General features: G+C 47.7%; 12 protein-coding genes. 4 read left to right on the top strand and 8 right to left on the bottom strand.

Features of this window, described 5'->3' with window-relative positions; all coding sequences use genetic code 11:
* From F0P94_RS18095 to F0P94_RS18085, 3 genes are all read right to left on the bottom strand, one after another.
* Window positions 1–1,477 (bottom strand): PKD domain-containing protein (locus F0P94_RS18095; protein WP_150905700.1); only part of this gene is annotated, 1,477 nt, incomplete at its 3' end.
* A gap of 221 nt (window positions 1,478–1,698) precedes the next feature.
* On the bottom strand, window positions 1,699–3,789 hold the full coding sequence (locus F0P94_RS18090; RefSeq protein WP_150905698.1) for a M3 family metallopeptidase: 2,091 nt from the start codon (window positions 3,787–3,789) through the stop codon (window positions 1,699–1,701).
* 342 nt (window positions 3,790–4,131) lie between these two features.
* Window positions 4,132–4,419 (bottom strand): hypothetical protein, encoded by a 288-nt coding sequence (locus F0P94_RS18085; RefSeq protein ID WP_150905696.1) that lies wholly within the window; start codon window positions 4,417–4,419, stop codon window positions 4,132–4,134.
* A gap of 207 nt (window positions 4,420–4,626) precedes the next feature.
* On the opposite strand from F0P94_RS18085, the gene F0P94_RS19765 reads away from it, so the two are divergent.
* The 3 genes from F0P94_RS19765 to F0P94_RS18070 all read left to right on the top strand — a co-directional run bounded on the left by F0P94_RS19765 (window position 4,627) and on the right by F0P94_RS18070 (window position 7,351).
* Entirely contained in the window at window positions 4,627–5,295 is a 669-nt protein-coding gene (locus tag F0P94_RS19765; protein ID WP_191907098.1) for a hypothetical protein, read from the top strand.
* 373 nt (window positions 5,296–5,668) lie between these two features.
* Window positions 5,669–6,328, top strand: a complete 660-nt coding sequence (locus F0P94_RS18075) for a DsbA family protein (RefSeq protein WP_150905692.1) — start codon at window positions 5,669–5,671, stop codon at window positions 6,326–6,328.
* 537 nt (window positions 6,329–6,865) lie between these two features.
* A complete protein-coding gene (locus F0P94_RS18070; RefSeq protein ID WP_150905690.1) occupies window positions 6,866–7,351 on the top strand; it encodes a regulatory protein RecX in 486 nt (161 codons plus the stop codon).
* Between the two features lie 127 nt (window positions 7,352–7,478).
* Here the strand turns inward: F0P94_RS18070 and F0P94_RS18065 are convergent, their stop codons facing one another.
* On the bottom strand, window positions 7,479–8,099 hold the full coding sequence (locus tag F0P94_RS18065) for a DUF4230 domain-containing protein (RefSeq protein ID WP_150905688.1): 621 nt from the start codon (window positions 8,097–8,099) through the stop codon (window positions 7,479–7,481).
* Window positions 8,100–8,231: 132 nt separating this feature from the next.
* On the opposite strand from F0P94_RS18065, the gene F0P94_RS18060 reads away from it, so the two are divergent.
* Entirely contained in the window at window positions 8,232–9,395 is a 1,164-nt protein-coding gene (locus F0P94_RS18060) for a hypothetical protein (protein ID WP_150905686.1), read from the top strand.
* Between the two features lie 161 nt (window positions 9,396–9,556).
* Here F0P94_RS18060 and F0P94_RS18055 read toward each other — a convergent pair whose 3' ends face one another.
* From F0P94_RS18055 to F0P94_RS18040, 4 genes are all read right to left on the bottom strand, one after another.
* Window positions 9,557–10,516, bottom strand: a complete 960-nt coding sequence (locus F0P94_RS18055) for a 1-aminocyclopropane-1-carboxylate deaminase/D-cysteine desulfhydrase (RefSeq protein WP_150905684.1) — start codon at window positions 10,514–10,516, stop codon at window positions 9,557–9,559.
* A 275-nt stretch (window positions 10,517–10,791) separates the two neighbouring features.
* On the bottom strand, window positions 10,792–13,242 hold the full coding sequence (locus F0P94_RS18050; RefSeq protein WP_150905682.1) for a YfhO family protein: 2,451 nt from the start codon (window positions 13,240–13,242) through the stop codon (window positions 10,792–10,794).
* A gap of 47 nt (window positions 13,243–13,289) precedes the next feature.
* Complete coding sequence (locus F0P94_RS18045; protein ID WP_150905680.1) at window positions 13,290–13,565, bottom strand: DUF4834 family protein; 276 nt, start codon at window positions 13,563–13,565, stop codon at window positions 13,290–13,292.
* Window positions 13,562–14,308 (bottom strand): FkbM family methyltransferase, encoded by a 747-nt coding sequence (locus F0P94_RS18040; RefSeq protein ID WP_150905678.1) that lies wholly within the window; start codon window positions 14,306–14,308, stop codon window positions 13,562–13,564. Before F0P94_RS18040 ends, F0P94_RS18045 begins: the two co-directional genes overlap by 4 nt.
* Window positions 14,309–14,419 lie beyond the last annotated feature (111 nt).

Here is a 14,419-nt window from a genome sequence, read left to right as displayed (position 1 = left end):
TATTTATAGCTATCAGGTTGGTCTTGGTAATAGAGTCGCAGCCTAAACTGTTGCAAGTGGTTAGTTTCACTGTGTAAACACCGGAGGCAGCGTAGTTATGCAATGGGTTTTGCAGATGCGATCTGGGAGAACCATCACCAAAATCCCAGGTGTAGGATGAGGGGGCAAACAAACTGGAGTCTGTGAACTGGACCAGGGTATCGCAGAAACCAACGTGATTTGAAGAAAAGTATGGAACGGGTTTTTGAAGCGGAGCAATAACTGTAAGCGAATAATCTTCAACCTGGCCGCTGGTCCGGTTAGAACAGGGGCCTGTGGCAGCTCCCTGTTCATCAGAAATTATGCGAAACCTTAAGGGTACATTTTGTAGTGCCCCTGCCTGAATAAAGATATTGCCGGATGGGTTCTTCGCATTAAGTTTCGTGAAAACCAATTCGCTGTTGCTGAAAGTACCGTCATTATTAAAATCAATATAAGCCCAGGTATCCTGATTGTTCGCAGTGCTTGTCTCCAAAGAAAGGTTATAGTTCTGCCCGGCCTGTACCGTTACCGACTTGGAACAGGTAAAATCTTCATAACCCGCACTCCCGTTGGCCGAAGCATTCACTAACGTATGAAAAGTAACTTTGGTAATGCCGTAGCCGCAGCAGTGATTTGTGGTAATTGGCGTACAGGAAGTCGCAACCGGTACATTGGTGTGATAAGTTACATAGTTGGTTTTCGTCAGCGAATCACAACCGGCTGCATTGCAGGCTTTCAGCTTCACGGTGTAAGTACCGGTAGTCCCGTAAGTATGCGAAGGATTGGCAGCCGTGGAGGTCGTATTATCGCCGAATTCCCAGAAATAAGAAGTAGCCCCATTCTGAATCAAGCTCTGGAATTGCACGGTTGGCGAGCAGGTAATCGGGTTATTTACCGAAAAATTTACCGTTGGTTTATTCGTGTTGGATTGTACCGTTATGCCGTAATCTTCTACCTGGGAATAAACCGGAGTGGAGCAGGGGGTAGGAACCGGAGAAGAAAAATTATCGGCAGAAATCCGCATCCGCAGCACCTGGTTTTTTACCACCGAAGCCGAGACTGGAATGGTGAACGTGCCATTATGGTTTATCGCATTATTGGAAGAAAACAGTAACTCCGTAGCCACTTCGAAAGTACCGTTGTTGTTCAGATCCACCCATACCCGTACATTTTCATTTACATTCGGATTCGTTGTAATGGAAATAGCAGTAGGAACTCCCTCGGAAACTGTAGCCTTTTTGGTGCAGGAATAATCCTGGTAGCCATCGGTAACGCCGCCGGTTGTATTGCTGAAACCGTTTGGTCCGCTGCCGATCGTTACGCTAAGGATTCCCATGCCAAAGATATGATTGCCGGCCGGAGCAGTGCCGGGCGTGCAGCTATTGGCTACCGGGCATTGGGCATTGGCGTAAAAAATAAATAAAAAGGAAAGCAGAAATACGTAAAGTTTCTTCACAGATCCGGCAGGTAAAAAGTTACAATAAGAAATCCCCGGGTAAAATTAAGAACAAGGTTTGAATTTGCAATGTTATTCACCAGCAAATCTGTGGGGTTAAGAGTGGTGGTAAGGGAACAGGAATTGCGGCGCTTAACGTCTGCAAAACAGTTTCGAGCATAAAAGAAGCCCCGCCAATCCGGCAGGGCTTTTCAGTTTTCAAGCGCAGAAAGGTACTGTTTTTACAGGCCCAGGGATCTAAAGAAAGCTTCCTGGTTTGGTTCGCGGTTCAGGAACTGTTTTACCAGTTCAAATTCCTCTTCGGTGCTGCCTTTGCTTAAGATTAGGTCGCGGAAGCGGAAGCCGGTTTTCTGGTCCATTACGCCGTTTTTCTCAAATACCGAGAACATGTCCGCCGCGTACACCTTGCTCCAGAGGTAACCGTAGTAGCTCGCGCCGTAGCCGTTCAGGTGGCCGAAAGCGGCGTGCATGTTGGTTCCGTCTAAAAAAGGATAAGGCATGATCTTGTTCTGTACGCGTTTCACGGCATCGGTGGTGGTTTCGGTGCCGTTCGGGTCGAATTTATCGTGCAGGGTCATGTCCAGGGTGCCGTAGAAGATCTGGGCAGAAGCGGCAATGCCGGAACCTACGTTGCGGGAGGCCAGCATTTTGTTGTGCAATTCTTTTGGCAATACTTCGCCGGTTTTATAATGCCTGGCAAACAGTTTCAGGGCGTCGTAATTCCAGGCCCAGTTCTCCATGATCTGCGAAGGCGCTTCTATGAAATCGAGTTTTATACCGTTGGCGCTTTGCGAAGAAAGTTCGGCCTGGGTAAGCATGATATGCATTACGTGGCCGAATTCGTGGAAGAAAACTTCTACCTGATTATGGCTCATTAAGGCGGGCTTGCCCGGGGTTGGTGCATTAAAGTTACACAATAAAACAGCCGTTGGGATCTGGTAACCTTGCGGCGTGCTTTTGCCGCTTACTACCGGGAAGCAGGCCGCATGGGTGAATTTGTCTTCGCGCGGGTGCAGATCCATGTAGAAACGGCCGATCAGTTTGCCATCGCGGTTCACTTCGAACATGCGGGCATCCTGGTGCCAAACCGATGGATCTTTCACTTCGTTGAATTTTAAACCGAACAAATGCTGGGTAGTCTGGAAAAGGCCGTCTATTATGTTATTCAGTTCGAAGTATTCTTTCAGTTTTTCGGCATCGAGCTGGTATTTGTCTTTCATTAAAATGTTGTTGTAGAAAGATGCTTCCCAGGAGTTCAGCTCCTGCACATTCGGGTTTTTCAGGTAGGCACGTTTTACGGCTAATAATTCGGCTACATCCTGCTCGGTTTTCTGTTTTACCTTGCTTACCAGTTTGGTTTCGAAATCCCATACGGTTTCCGGGTTTTTGGCCATACGGTTGCTGGTTGCGTAAGCAGCATACGTTTTAAAGCCCAGCAATTGCGCCATTTTCTGACGTTCCGCTAACAGGGCTTTCAGTACATCCAGGTTCTTATCGGCGGCGCGGTTGTAGAATTTTACGAACAGTTGCTTGCGTGCTTCATCCGATTCGGCGTATTTCATAAACGTGCTGTAAGCCGGGCCGTTCAGGTCGATGATGTACTTGTCGCTTTCCTTTTTGAGGCTCTTTTTAAAATCTTCCGGTACGCCTTTCATTGCAGCTTCGCTCACCAGCAGGTGGTCTTTGTATTCGGCGATGTTGGTGTTAAAAGCCAGGCTCAGGTCGGAAATGCGGTCGTTAATTTTTTGCAGTTCTTTGCGTTTTTCCGGGCTCAGGGCAAAACCGTTGCGTTCAAAATTGGAAATGGTTTCGGACAGGTATTTTTTGCGGGAACCCGTTAAAGCCTGGGCTTCCTTGGTTTTAGAATAATCTTTTACGGCCTGGTAAAGCTTTTCGTCCAGGCTTAGCTCGTTGCCGAATTTGCTTATCTGCGCCATGCTTTTCTGGGTCTGGTTGCGGATGGCAGAATCGGGGCTGGCGTTGGCAAGAATCTCAATAGCCCCCAAAACCTGACCGCAGCGGTCGTACAGGTTATCGAGCGGCAGCATGGTATTTTCGAAGGTGCGTTTCTTTGGCTTAACCTTGTAGATTTTTGCCAGCGAAGTTTTGGTTTCGGCAATTACGGCTTCGGCAGCAGTTTTTACATCGGTTTTGGTAGCGTTTTTATAATCTACTACCTGGTTAAAACCATAAAGCAGCGGGTTCCCGGATTTTTTTGGTTTCTCTTTGGCAGTTGCACTAAGCGAAATGACCAGCGCAAGCAGTAAAGTTATGCCCCTCCGAAAAGGGATGCGTGTATGGGGTGCGTTCATAATCAGGGAGTTTTAGGTTGAAATTATTGCAAGATACTATTTTGTGCTGACAATATAACAATGGAGCATGGCAAGCAACCTGCCAGCCACTGGAAAAGCTGTTTTAAAGCTTTGGAGCTAATTTGAAGGAATTTAATTGCACGAAAATGAACGGTACCCGTCTTCTAATGAACGTGCTGATTTGCCGGAGCCGGTGAAAAATGGTACACTTTAAACGAGAAAACCTGGTAAAATTTATTCTGTTTGCGAATAGGAAGCCGAAGTGAAAAACGGTACACTTTAAACAAAAAAACCGGCTTGGGGGCCGGTTGGGTAATGGGGGAAGTAAAGGCGGATCTAAGCTTATTTATCGTCCTTTTTGCTTTTTCCGGAATCTTTCTTAGCCGTTTCTTTTTTGCCGGACGTTTCTTTTTTAGCCGAAGCCTTGGTGCCGGAAGTCGATTTTGAACTGGCTTTTGTGGTTGTCTTTTTGCCCGTGTCGCCAACGCCCGGCACAACTTTTTCAACCAGTTTTTCCGCCTTTTCCTCTATCGTTTTTACCACTTTTTTAGTGCCTTTACGAGCCGCTTCGCCCACAGCATCGGCAATTACATCGGCAATTTCTTCGGTTTTGTCTTTTCCCTTGCTCATAATGGTTCAGTTTGTTTAAAAATGGATCCCGGTTTTAACTTCCGGATGAATAGTGTTTTTTATATGTTTTGAAACGGATACAATTTATTAAAGTTGGTTTTGCAGGCTTTTTAAGGCAGAAAAAAACCGGCCTTTAAAAAGCCGGTTTTTAAAAGCGTTAATTGCTAAAGAAATTATTTTGCCGAGGCTCTTTTGCTGCCCCCGGCCGTGGCCGAACGTTTAGGCGAAGCCGATGTACCGCCGGCTTTGCTGGTAGTTTGGCCGTTGCCGGAAGCCGATTTAACTTTTACCGACCGCGTTCCGGTATTGCCGGCGCTGCTGGTAGTTTTGGCGGAGCTTGCTTTTTTAGCGGTGCCGGTGCTTTTAGTAGCGCCTGCACTTTTGCTCGTGCCACTGGTTTTCGAGGCACTGGCCGATTTGCTGCCCGTAGCTTTGCCGGTAGCAGATTTTGAGGTGGCCGATTTTGCCGTTGAAGACTTTGCCGTAGTGGCTTTAGAAGCAGTCGATTTAGCAGGCGAAGCTTTTTTTGCGGTAGTGCCGGCGCTGGCTTTTTTAGTACTGGTTGCCGAAGCTTTTGCACCAGTTGCGGACTTGCCTGATGTTGCCTTAGCAGAAGAAGCCGTTTTGGTGCCGGATTTGGCCGCCGTAGATTTAGAGGCAGTTGCCTTTGAAGCGGAAGATTTTGTACTGGCTGATTTTGTGCCAGTAGATTTGGCTTTAGAAGCGCTGGTCGCGCTGGCTTTTTTGGTTCCGGATTTTGTAGTTGAAGTACCGGAAGCTTTTTTTGAGCCGGTCAGGTCGCTGGCCGTTTTTTCTACTTTCCGCACAACTTTGTTCACTACTTTGGTTACAGCTTCCGGAATAATGTTGGTTTGAGTTCTTCTGGTTGGTGCCATTTTTGAAATAATATTAATAGTTAAACAATTCGGCCGGCGGCAGTAACAAACTCCTTAAAAAGAGGAAAGCTCGCTAACCTATTACCTTTCAATCGAATATATAAACGCATATATAGGTTTAGAGTTTTATAGAAATTGCTTTTTTACCCAAAATAATCCAATACTGACAGGGTTTTTCGGCCTGCTGCATCAGTTTTACTGCTTTTTTAGTCCGGAAAGCCCCGGAATTGCATCTAAATTCCCGGAATTTGCTCCAGGAAGCCGGCAGGGAGGGTACCAATTGTAATTTAAATGTCCGTGGTGGTTTCTGAATTTTATTAAATAAATTTGACCCACTTCTAAAGCCAATATTTATGCAGAAACCTGTTTTTTATTACGTGTACGACGGCCTTTGCGGCTGGTGCTTCGGATTTGCACCGGTGGTAGCAAAAGTGCAAGCCGCCTTCCATGATAAACTTTCTTTCGAAGTGCTGAGCGGCGGCATGATCACGGGCACGCGCGTTGGCCCCATCAAAGAAATGGCGGGTTACATTAAAAATGCCGTGCCGCGCTTAAAACAGGTTACCGGCATTACATTCGGCGATGCTTATTTAAACGAAGTGCTGGAAAACGGAACCTACATCAGCAATTCCCTGCCGCCGGCCATTGCGCTTGCTATTTTCAAAGAGCAGTTTCCGGACCGGCAGGTGCATTTTGCCCACAGCATCCAGAACCTGCATTTCCTCGAAGGCAAAGATCTGAACAACGTAAACGTGTACTTGCCATTAGCTGAAGCAGCCGGCATTTCAGAAGCCGATTTCCGTGCAAAGTTTAACGATGTAAAGTACCGGGAAGCTGCCGAAAAAGAATTCCAGCTGGTGCAGAACTGGGGGATAGATGGTTTTCCGGCCGTGGTGATTGAAAAAGACGAACAGCTGTACCTGCTCAGCCAGGGATATCAATCTTACGAAGACCTGACTTCTACTTTAAACCAGCTTCTGGAAGGAAAGATCGGGCAAAAAGAAAATTCATAGCACTTCCTTTTTCGGCCTGAAAGGATAGCCATTTAGCTGTTTTACTTATGCTGAAAATACAGGGAAATTGTACTTTGATTAAAGTGGTAGTTAAACGAAATCTCCCTTTGGAAGCAGGGTTGCTTCATTCTCAACCTGCTGGTTCAAGTTTGAGCGAAGCGGGAACTTGGACCAGCCAATAACCCTGAAGTTTGTAACTTCAGTGAGGCGACAGCCTCAAAAAGGGCTACAGTAGGATATTTAAAGGTAGAAGGATACCTATAGCTGCAGTGCTTTGGCCTGTGCGACACAGGCCAAAGTAAATTTTTTATTAGAATGAAAGAGCCCTGGCTTTGGAAGGGTAGGGAGAGGCCAAGAGAATGATTGAGCTATTCATTTGAATTTTCTTCTCCACTCTAAGTAGGGATAAATAAATTCATCGGGTAACCCGGAAATATCTCCTTAAAATAAGCTTCCAACGTACTTCCAAACGAATGATTTAAGCCTCCGTTTTGTTTAGAATCAGCCACCGGAACGATATCCATTCAACTCTAAAAAGTGCAGACTCCAAAGAAAAATAAATCCTACACCCCCAAAGAAGCCCTTCTGAAAGCGGCTTCCTATTGTGCCTATCAGGAGCGTACCCAGCAGGAAGTGCGCGACAAGCTTTACACCTACGGCCTTTCGCCCGACGAAGTGGAAGAGCTGATCGTGCGGCTGTGCGCCGAAAAAATGATCGACGAGGAACGGTATGCGGCTTCGTACGTGCGCGGCAAATACGGCATTAAAAAGTGGGGGCGAAGGAAAATCCTGCAGGGCCTGAAAGGCAAAGGCATTTCGGATTACTGCATTAAAAAAGGGATGAAGGAAATCGATCCGGAAACCTATTGGGGAAACCTGCTGCAGGTGCTGGAAAAGAAAATGCGCACCGAAAAAGAAAGCAACCCCTTTGCCCGGAAACAGAAACTGTTGTACTTCATGCAAAGCAAAGGCTACGAAACCGACCTCATTCAGGAGGGAATTTTGGAATTGGAAAAGAAATAAAACCTACCGCCCGACCAATTTAATTTATAGAATTTGCATGACGGGGTGCTTGACGGAATTTGTAATTCCGTCCTAACCGAGCCGTGGGATTTGTAATCCCAATTTCTAAAAATTAACTTGTCATGCACTACTCTTTTTTCCGGGGCAGGAGTCTGAGCTTATCTTCCTGCTTGCGCAAAATAACCTTCCGGCCCGAAAAACTTTCCAGCATTGGCTTTAAAACTTTTCCGGCGTTTATTTCGGTCTGGCGCAAGATTCCGGAATGGTTGGCACTCCGGGCAATATTCTTTTCGGCGTATTTATAAGCGTCGTCCACCATTTCCGCATCGCGGAAATACGTGTTTTCCATGAGCAGGATCTTCGATTTGGAATGGTCTACTTTACTGTAGCAGATCTCCGGTTTGGGCAGGTACACGATCAGGGTAGAATCGCCCTCAAAGACCAGATCCTGGCTTTTAATTTTTTGCAGGTCCAGGCAACCAACTGCTTCGCCGGCTACGATGAGCACGCTCCTGGAATCAGGCAGGAACATGATGTCTTTTTTGTATTCCACCACATCTTTAAAATTATAACGCACCAGTTCCAGCTTGCCCAGCTGTTCAATTTTAGTCAGCACGGTATTGTGGGTTACTTCCACTTTCGGTTTTTCCTGCAGCCATTCGGGCTTGCATTTTTTCCAGAGGAAAACCATCAGGAAAATAACCAGGAACCAGGGCAGCAGGAAACGCAGTAATCGGGATAAAAGCATATGGTTCTGAACGAAAAAAGTCTGATTTCCTTACGCAGAAAAAGCCAAAGGTTTTTACAATTGGCAGCCCGGACTTAAAAGCAGCCGGAAAATTGATAGCTTTACCGCTTCAAGCCGCCCCGGTTCCCGTTTATGAAACCCGTTTTAAACCAGCCAGCCAAACCCGGAATTACGTCTCCTGCCGAAAGGCGGTTATGGCTGGTATTAGCTGTGGTCTGGGCCGGCATGCAGATTTATCTTTATAATTCGCTGGGCGTAAAAATAGTGTACGACAGCCGGCATTTTATCGGGTCGGCCGAATTATTTATCCAGGGCAAGCGCGGGCTTTTCGGTTACCGGAGCAGCTACGGATTTTATGCCTTGCTCATCAGTTTTTTTCTGCAGCTGAACAGTCTGAAAGCCCTGATCGGTTTCCAGGTACTGCTCTCCGGTCTGGCAACCATAGCTTTCTACGCCACCGTAAAAAAGATCTCCGGAAATTATTGGGCAGCCTTTTGTGCTGTTTTCGTTTGGGTAACCTGGGCTGAACTGCAACGCTGGAATTTCTACGTGCTTACCGAATCGGTTTTCCTGAGTTTGTCATTGCTGCTGGTTTACGTACTCACTACCATGAGGCATTACTGGCAATGGATGGTTATTCCGGTCTTATTGCTCATGCTCAGCCTGACCCGCCCCAACGGTTTTTTACTGATCCCGGTTACCCTTTTAGCCCTTACGGTGAAATTCGGACGCTTTCATAAACGGCTTGGGTTCGGGTTGCTAACTGGAAGTTTATTGCTGTTGCCCCTTTGGTTCTGGCTCGCCGATTACCTGCTGAAAAATATGGGCGGACAGGTTATTATCTGGCAATACCCACTCGGCTATATCATTCAGGGGTATCAGGACTTAGTAGTTACGCCGGAAATGCCCCTGACAATCCCGCAAGAAACGTCGCCGCTAAAGGGGCTCTGGCAGGTTGTCCGGCAGGATTGGGTTTATTTCTTTAAAGTTAGCGCGCTCAAGCTATTTTATTACCTGAGTATGGTGCGCCCGTATTACAGCACCGGCCATAACTGGTTTAACGCCCTGCTGATTCTGTTTGTGTATGCCTGGGCAATTCGGGGTTGGGTGAAACTAAAGACCGCGAGCTGGCTGAAAGCGTTTGCGGCAGCTTTCTGGCTTCTTCAAATGGGAATCATTATGCTATTAGCTCCGGACTGGGATAACCGTTTCCTTGCGCCTTCTTTGCCTCTGTGTCTGATCTTCTCCGGCATTGGTTTAGGGCTTTGGCTGAAAAGCCGGTTTTACTGGAGGTGAACTCAAAAAAATGATGTCATCTAAATATTCCCGTCAAATAAAAATGGCAGTCATCCTGAGCGATAGCGAAGGACCTCGTCGGCTCTCAGCACCAAGGCCGGAAATAAAGCTTCTGCTAACCAGCGACAAGTTGTTTCGCTAGCGCTCAACATGACAGCCATTTATGAGATCGCTTTTGGAGAGGAAACGGTAGGGAAATGCCCTGAAAAGCCAGCCCTGCCCTGTAAGCCGCCGGTGTGAATGGCCATAATGGTAGTACCTGGCTTAAAGGAATCCTGCCGGATCAGGTCGAAGAGGCCGAAGAACATTTTTCCGGTATAAACCGGCTCCAGTAAAATCCCGAATTGCTGCTCAAAATCCTGCATAAAGCTGAAAAGCTCGGGTTTGGTTTTCGCGTAGCCGCCAAAATGGTAATCTGTTTGCAGCTGCCAGTTGGCGTAAATTTTACCGTTGTAATTTGTCGTTAACTGGTTTATTTCCGCTTGCAAAAAATCGCCTTTCAACGCAGAAAATACCAGCAGTTCTTTGGTACCGTTCAGCCCGATCAACAAACCCGCCGCCGTGCCTCCCGTTCCCGCACTGCAGCATAAAACGTCGAAACTTTCTTCTGTCTCCGAAATGATCTCAGCGCAACCTTGCAAAGCCAGCTTATTGGTACCACCTTCCGGAATCAGGTAAACATTTCCGAATTGTTGCCTGAGTTTTTCCTGAAAATCCGGATCGTTTTTCCGGCGGAAAGTTTCCCGGTCGAGGTAATGCAGTTTCATGCCGTTTTCAACCGCTTTTTGCAGGGTAGGGTTTAGTGGGAAATGTGCTTCGCCCCGGATCAGGCCGATGGTCTTAAAACCGAACAGTTTTCCGGCGGCAGCAACGGCAGCAATGTGGTTCGAAAAAGCGCCGCCAAACGTGAGCAGGGTGTCGGTGTTTTGTTCGGCAGCAGCCAGCAGGTTGTATTTCAGTTTGCGCCATTTATTCCCCGAAACTTCCGGGTGCAGCAGGTCTTCCCGCCGTACCAGCAAGGTTATGCCTTTTTTCTGCAGCAAAGCGCTTTCGAGCCGCTGTACCGGAACGTGCGGGGTGGTTTCGAAAAATTGCTGTAAGCAGGCTTTATTCAGGGGCATGGAAATGGGTAGGGAATTCGGGTGAAAAACTAAAGGTGTTTTGAAGCTCTTTATGAGGGTCGTTTCGCAAGTTTTTGGAGTCCCCCTTTGGAGGGAGTAGGGGGAGGACAGGAGATTTATCGGATCATTTTTGAAAATCAGAAAACGTAAAATCCTCCCCCTACTCCCTCCAAAGGGGGACTCTTCTCATGGTAGCGTAACTTTAAGATACCTTCTAAAAATAAAAACCGGCCGGCATGGCGCCAACCGGTTTTCGTATTATTAACGATACTGTTTTAAACGATCGGCTGGTTCGGATCGGGCTTGGATCTTACGGCAAAAACTACGGCCCCGATCATTACGGCAAACATCAGGATAGAAGAAACCAGGGAAACGGTATTGCCTATGGTGTATTCCTTCGGTTCGAATTTGAAAACGACTTTATGGTTGCCGATCGGTACTTTCATAGCCCGAAGGATGTAGTTAGCCCGGATGTGCGGCGAAGGTTTTCCGTCCAGGTAAGCATTCCAGCCGTCTTTATAAAAGATTTCGGAGAAAACCACCAGGCCAGGCTGGGCGGCATTTACCTCGTAGGTAAGTTCGTTCGGCGAATAACCCGTAAGTTTAACGGTAGAACCGGCCGGGTTAAAAGCCTGGTTATCGATCGGGAATTTACTCACATCTACTACCGCTTCGGTAGCCGGATCGAAGTTTTTGAGCGCGGCAATTTCTTCGTCGGGGCTGTGCACCGGAATTACTTTGCTTACAAACCATGCATTGCCCAACGCTTCCGGGTTCCGCTGCACCGGCATTTTCGGATCGCCGGTTATTATATAGCGGGTGTTGAGCATGTTCAGTACCTTAACGTTGTTCTGGGCAATGTGCTGATCGATGATATCCTGGTAGCGGCGTAATTTCGCCCCGTGGTACCCACCGATTGATTTATGGAAGTAGGAAGTACGCGCGTCGTTGAACGGGTTCTGCATGTTCAGTACGCGGTAGCTCAGGTCTTTATCGGCAAGGATCTGTTCATCGGCCGGCGAAGGGGCAAAATGCGCTTCCATGATCTGGGCCTGGAATTTGCTGTTGTTCAGGTAGCGTTTGTCCAGGCTCCAGAGGTCGATCAGGATCAATAAACCAACCGCTAACGAAGCCATGGTAGCCGAAAGCTTGCCTTTCAGGTAAAGGAACAGCACACCGGCGGCCAGTAAAATATAAATAATGGTCCGGAACGTATCGGCGCGCATCATGGAAGCCCGGTCTTCTTTAAGGGCATTTACGGCTTGCAAAGGCCAGCCCGCGCTCACCATTTGCTGATCGGCTGCCGCGGTAAAATCAGACATGCTGCCCACGATCATGGCTAAGAAGGCAAAGCCCGCCGTAATGCCGGCCGAATAAAGCACGCTTTTCTTGTAGTCGATTTTGCTCTTGCCATAAAGCACTTCGTAGAGCGCCAGAATGCCTAACAGCGGCATGGCCACCTGGGCAATTACGAGGGTCATAGAAACTGCCCGGAACTTATTGTAGCCCGGGAAATAATCGAACATCAGGTAATTGAACGCTTCGAAGTTTTTGCCCCAGGCCAGCATAATGGAAAGAATTGTAGCCGCCAGAAGCCAGTACCGGATGCGTTTATTCACCACGAACAAGCCCAGCACGAACAGGAAGCAGATAATAGCCCCTACGTAAACCGGACCACTGGTAAACGGCTGGTCGCCCCAGTAAAGCGGCAAACCCTGGATCAGTTGTTTGGCCTGTTCTTCCGGCGCGCCGATTTGTAAAAGGGTTTTATAGGTTTCTGAATTCTCTGAAACGGCATGCTGGCTGGCCCCGCCGTAAAAATCAGGAATAAGCAGGGTAATGGTTTCGCCTACGCCGTAGCTCCAGTTAAAGGCATAGTCGCGGTCCAGGCCACCCGATTCGCTTTGCGGTTTGGCCGCAGTGCTCTTCAGCTCCGATTTTCCCCGGATAGAATATTTGCTGTATTCATAGGTAGCATACAAACGGCCAAAGCTCACCCCAACGGCTAATACCGCCCCAAGGCCTAAAATAGCAACCCGTTTAAAGAAATCGCCCAGCCATTTTTCCCTTACCGCATAGATTAGTTCCACGATCCCGAAGATCAGGATCATCAGCATCAGGTAATAAGTGATCTGTAAGTGGTTGGCCCGGATTTGCATGGTAAGGCCGAAAGCAAAAAGGGCCGCCCCGATCCAGAAATTGCGCATGCCGCGCCGGAAAGTAATAATAAGGCCGGCAAGCACCAGCGGAATGTAAGCAATAGACAGGGATTTGGTATTGTGGCCGGCTTCCAGCAGAATAATATTATAGGAAGTGAACGCGAAGGCCACCGAACCGGCAATGGCCAGCCAGGTGCTCATGCCCAGAGCCGCAAACAGGATGTAGGCGCAAACCAGCGTGAGGAAGATGTTGGCAACTAAAGCCGGTAGATCTAAGGTAATGGCCTGGTGCACGAACCGGAACAGGTCGCCGGAAAAGCGGGTGCTGATCAGGTAAGTGGGCATGCCGCTGAACATGGAGTTCGTCCAGAGGGCTTCTTCGCCGGTTCTTTCGCGGAATTCGCGGGCTTCTTCCGAGCTGCCGCGGTGCTGCAGAATATCATTTTGCGGCAATCCTTTTTTATCGAAAAGTACAGGCGAAAAGTAAGTGGCCGTTAAGCCGAAGAAAATCAAAATTGCCACCAGATGCGGCAAAACGTGGTGTTTAAACGAAAAATTTGAGTTCATATTCTTTCAGAAGCGTCTGGGCAAATAACGCGTGAAAGATAGAACAATTATTTTACTTCTTCATAATCCACGTATTCGCCGCCGGTAAAATCCTTTTTAGGCTGGGCTTTGTCTTCGGGAATATAATCGATCTTGATCTTACCGGTTGGCTGTTGCTGCTGGTAATTTTGCTGCTGCCTTTGTTCCGGCCGCATGTTGGTATAAAAACCTCCGTTCTTTACGGCTTTTTTAACGAATAAACCCAACAGCCAGCGCAGCAGGAAAGGCGCTACTAAGCGGATGAAGAGGAATATTAAAAAAAGCTCAATTAAAAACTTGATCATGAGTTAAAAGGTTTAAAATAAAAATCTCCGTGGTGCGATGCAATTTCCGCACCATGGCAGGGTTTTAATTTATTTTCTGCCGAAAGGACATGCACCTGGTAGCCCAGCTTTGCCAGTAACCCGATCACCTTGTCTCGGTTCGCATCGCCGTTCAGTTCGGTCTGGATCAGGGGTTTATGTCGGGTCAACGTCTTTTGCATATTGCTGAAAACCTGAAATTCGAAGCCTTCCACATCGCACTTTACAAAATCCAAACGTTCCAGGCCGGCAAATAATTCATCGGGCACTTTCATGTCCACCTCGTAGAAGTGCGCGTATTTTTCTTCTGCCGAACTTACCACTTTTGTCATGCCGTGGTGCAGCAAACCGTTGCGTTCCGGTGTGCCCATTTGTATAACGGAATTTTCGGCGCCCAGCGCATACGGCAGTAATTCTAAATTATCTACCCCGCTGGCTTTTACGTTCTCTTTCCAGATCCCCTGAAACAAGGGGATAGGTTCCACCGCCAGAACCTGCCCCTTCGGGCCTGCCAGTTTCGAAAGAAAAGTAGAATAATAGCCTAGGTTCGCGCCGATATCGAGACAGGTAAAGCCCGGCCGGATAATTTTTTTCAGGAAGAAAAGCTCGGGGTATTTTTTCTGCATCAGGCCGGCGCCCACCATAATGAGGTAGGTTTTGCTTACAAAGCGGAGGTAGCCCTGAAAGCCCAGCATTTTCTCTAAAAGTTTGCGCAGCAGTTTCAAATGTTCGGAATATAGCGTTTGGGCAAAGGTACGGAATTTAGCACCCCACCCCAACCCCTCCCCTAAAAACAGGGGAGGGGCTTTTTATTTTGGAATGGTTTGTGAAAATGG

Origin of the sequence: Adhaeribacter soli, assembly GCF_008727925.1 — a bacterium.
Lineage (GTDB): Bacteria > Bacteroidota > Bacteroidia > Cytophagales > Hymenobacteraceae > Adhaeribacter_A > Adhaeribacter_A soli.
This window is presented reverse-complemented; position numbering and strand designations above follow the sequence as displayed.

Bases quoted from the DNA above. Each gene is read 5' to 3' on its own strand.
- F0P94_RS18090 (WP_150905698.1), bottom strand. From the start codon at position 3,789: ATGAACGCACCCCATACACGCATCCCTTTTCGGAGGGGCATAACTTTA.
- F0P94_RS18085 (WP_150905696.1), bottom strand. From the start codon at position 4,419: ATGAGCAAGGGAAAAGACAAAACCGAAGAAATTGCCGATGTAATTGCC.
- F0P94_RS18075 (WP_150905692.1), top strand. From the start codon at position 5,669: ATGCAGAAACCTGTTTTTTATTACGTGTACGACGGCCTTTGCGGCTGG.
- F0P94_RS18065 (WP_150905688.1), bottom strand. From the start codon at position 8,099: ATGCTTTTATCCCGATTACTGCGTTTCCTGCTGCCCTGGTTCCTGGTT.
- F0P94_RS18060 (WP_150905686.1), top strand. From the start codon at position 8,232: ATGAAACCCGTTTTAAACCAGCCAGCCAAACCCGGAATTACGTCTCCT.
- F0P94_RS18055 (WP_150905684.1), bottom strand. From the start codon at position 10,516: ATGCCCCTGAATAAAGCCTGCTTACAGCAATTTTTCGAAACCACCCCG.
- F0P94_RS18050 (WP_150905682.1), bottom strand. From the start codon at position 13,242: ATGAACTCAAATTTTTCGTTTAAACACCACGTTTTGCCGCATCTGGTG.
- F0P94_RS18045 (WP_150905680.1), bottom strand. From the start codon at position 13,565: ATGATCAAGTTTTTAATTGAGCTTTTTTTAATATTCCTCTTCATCCGC.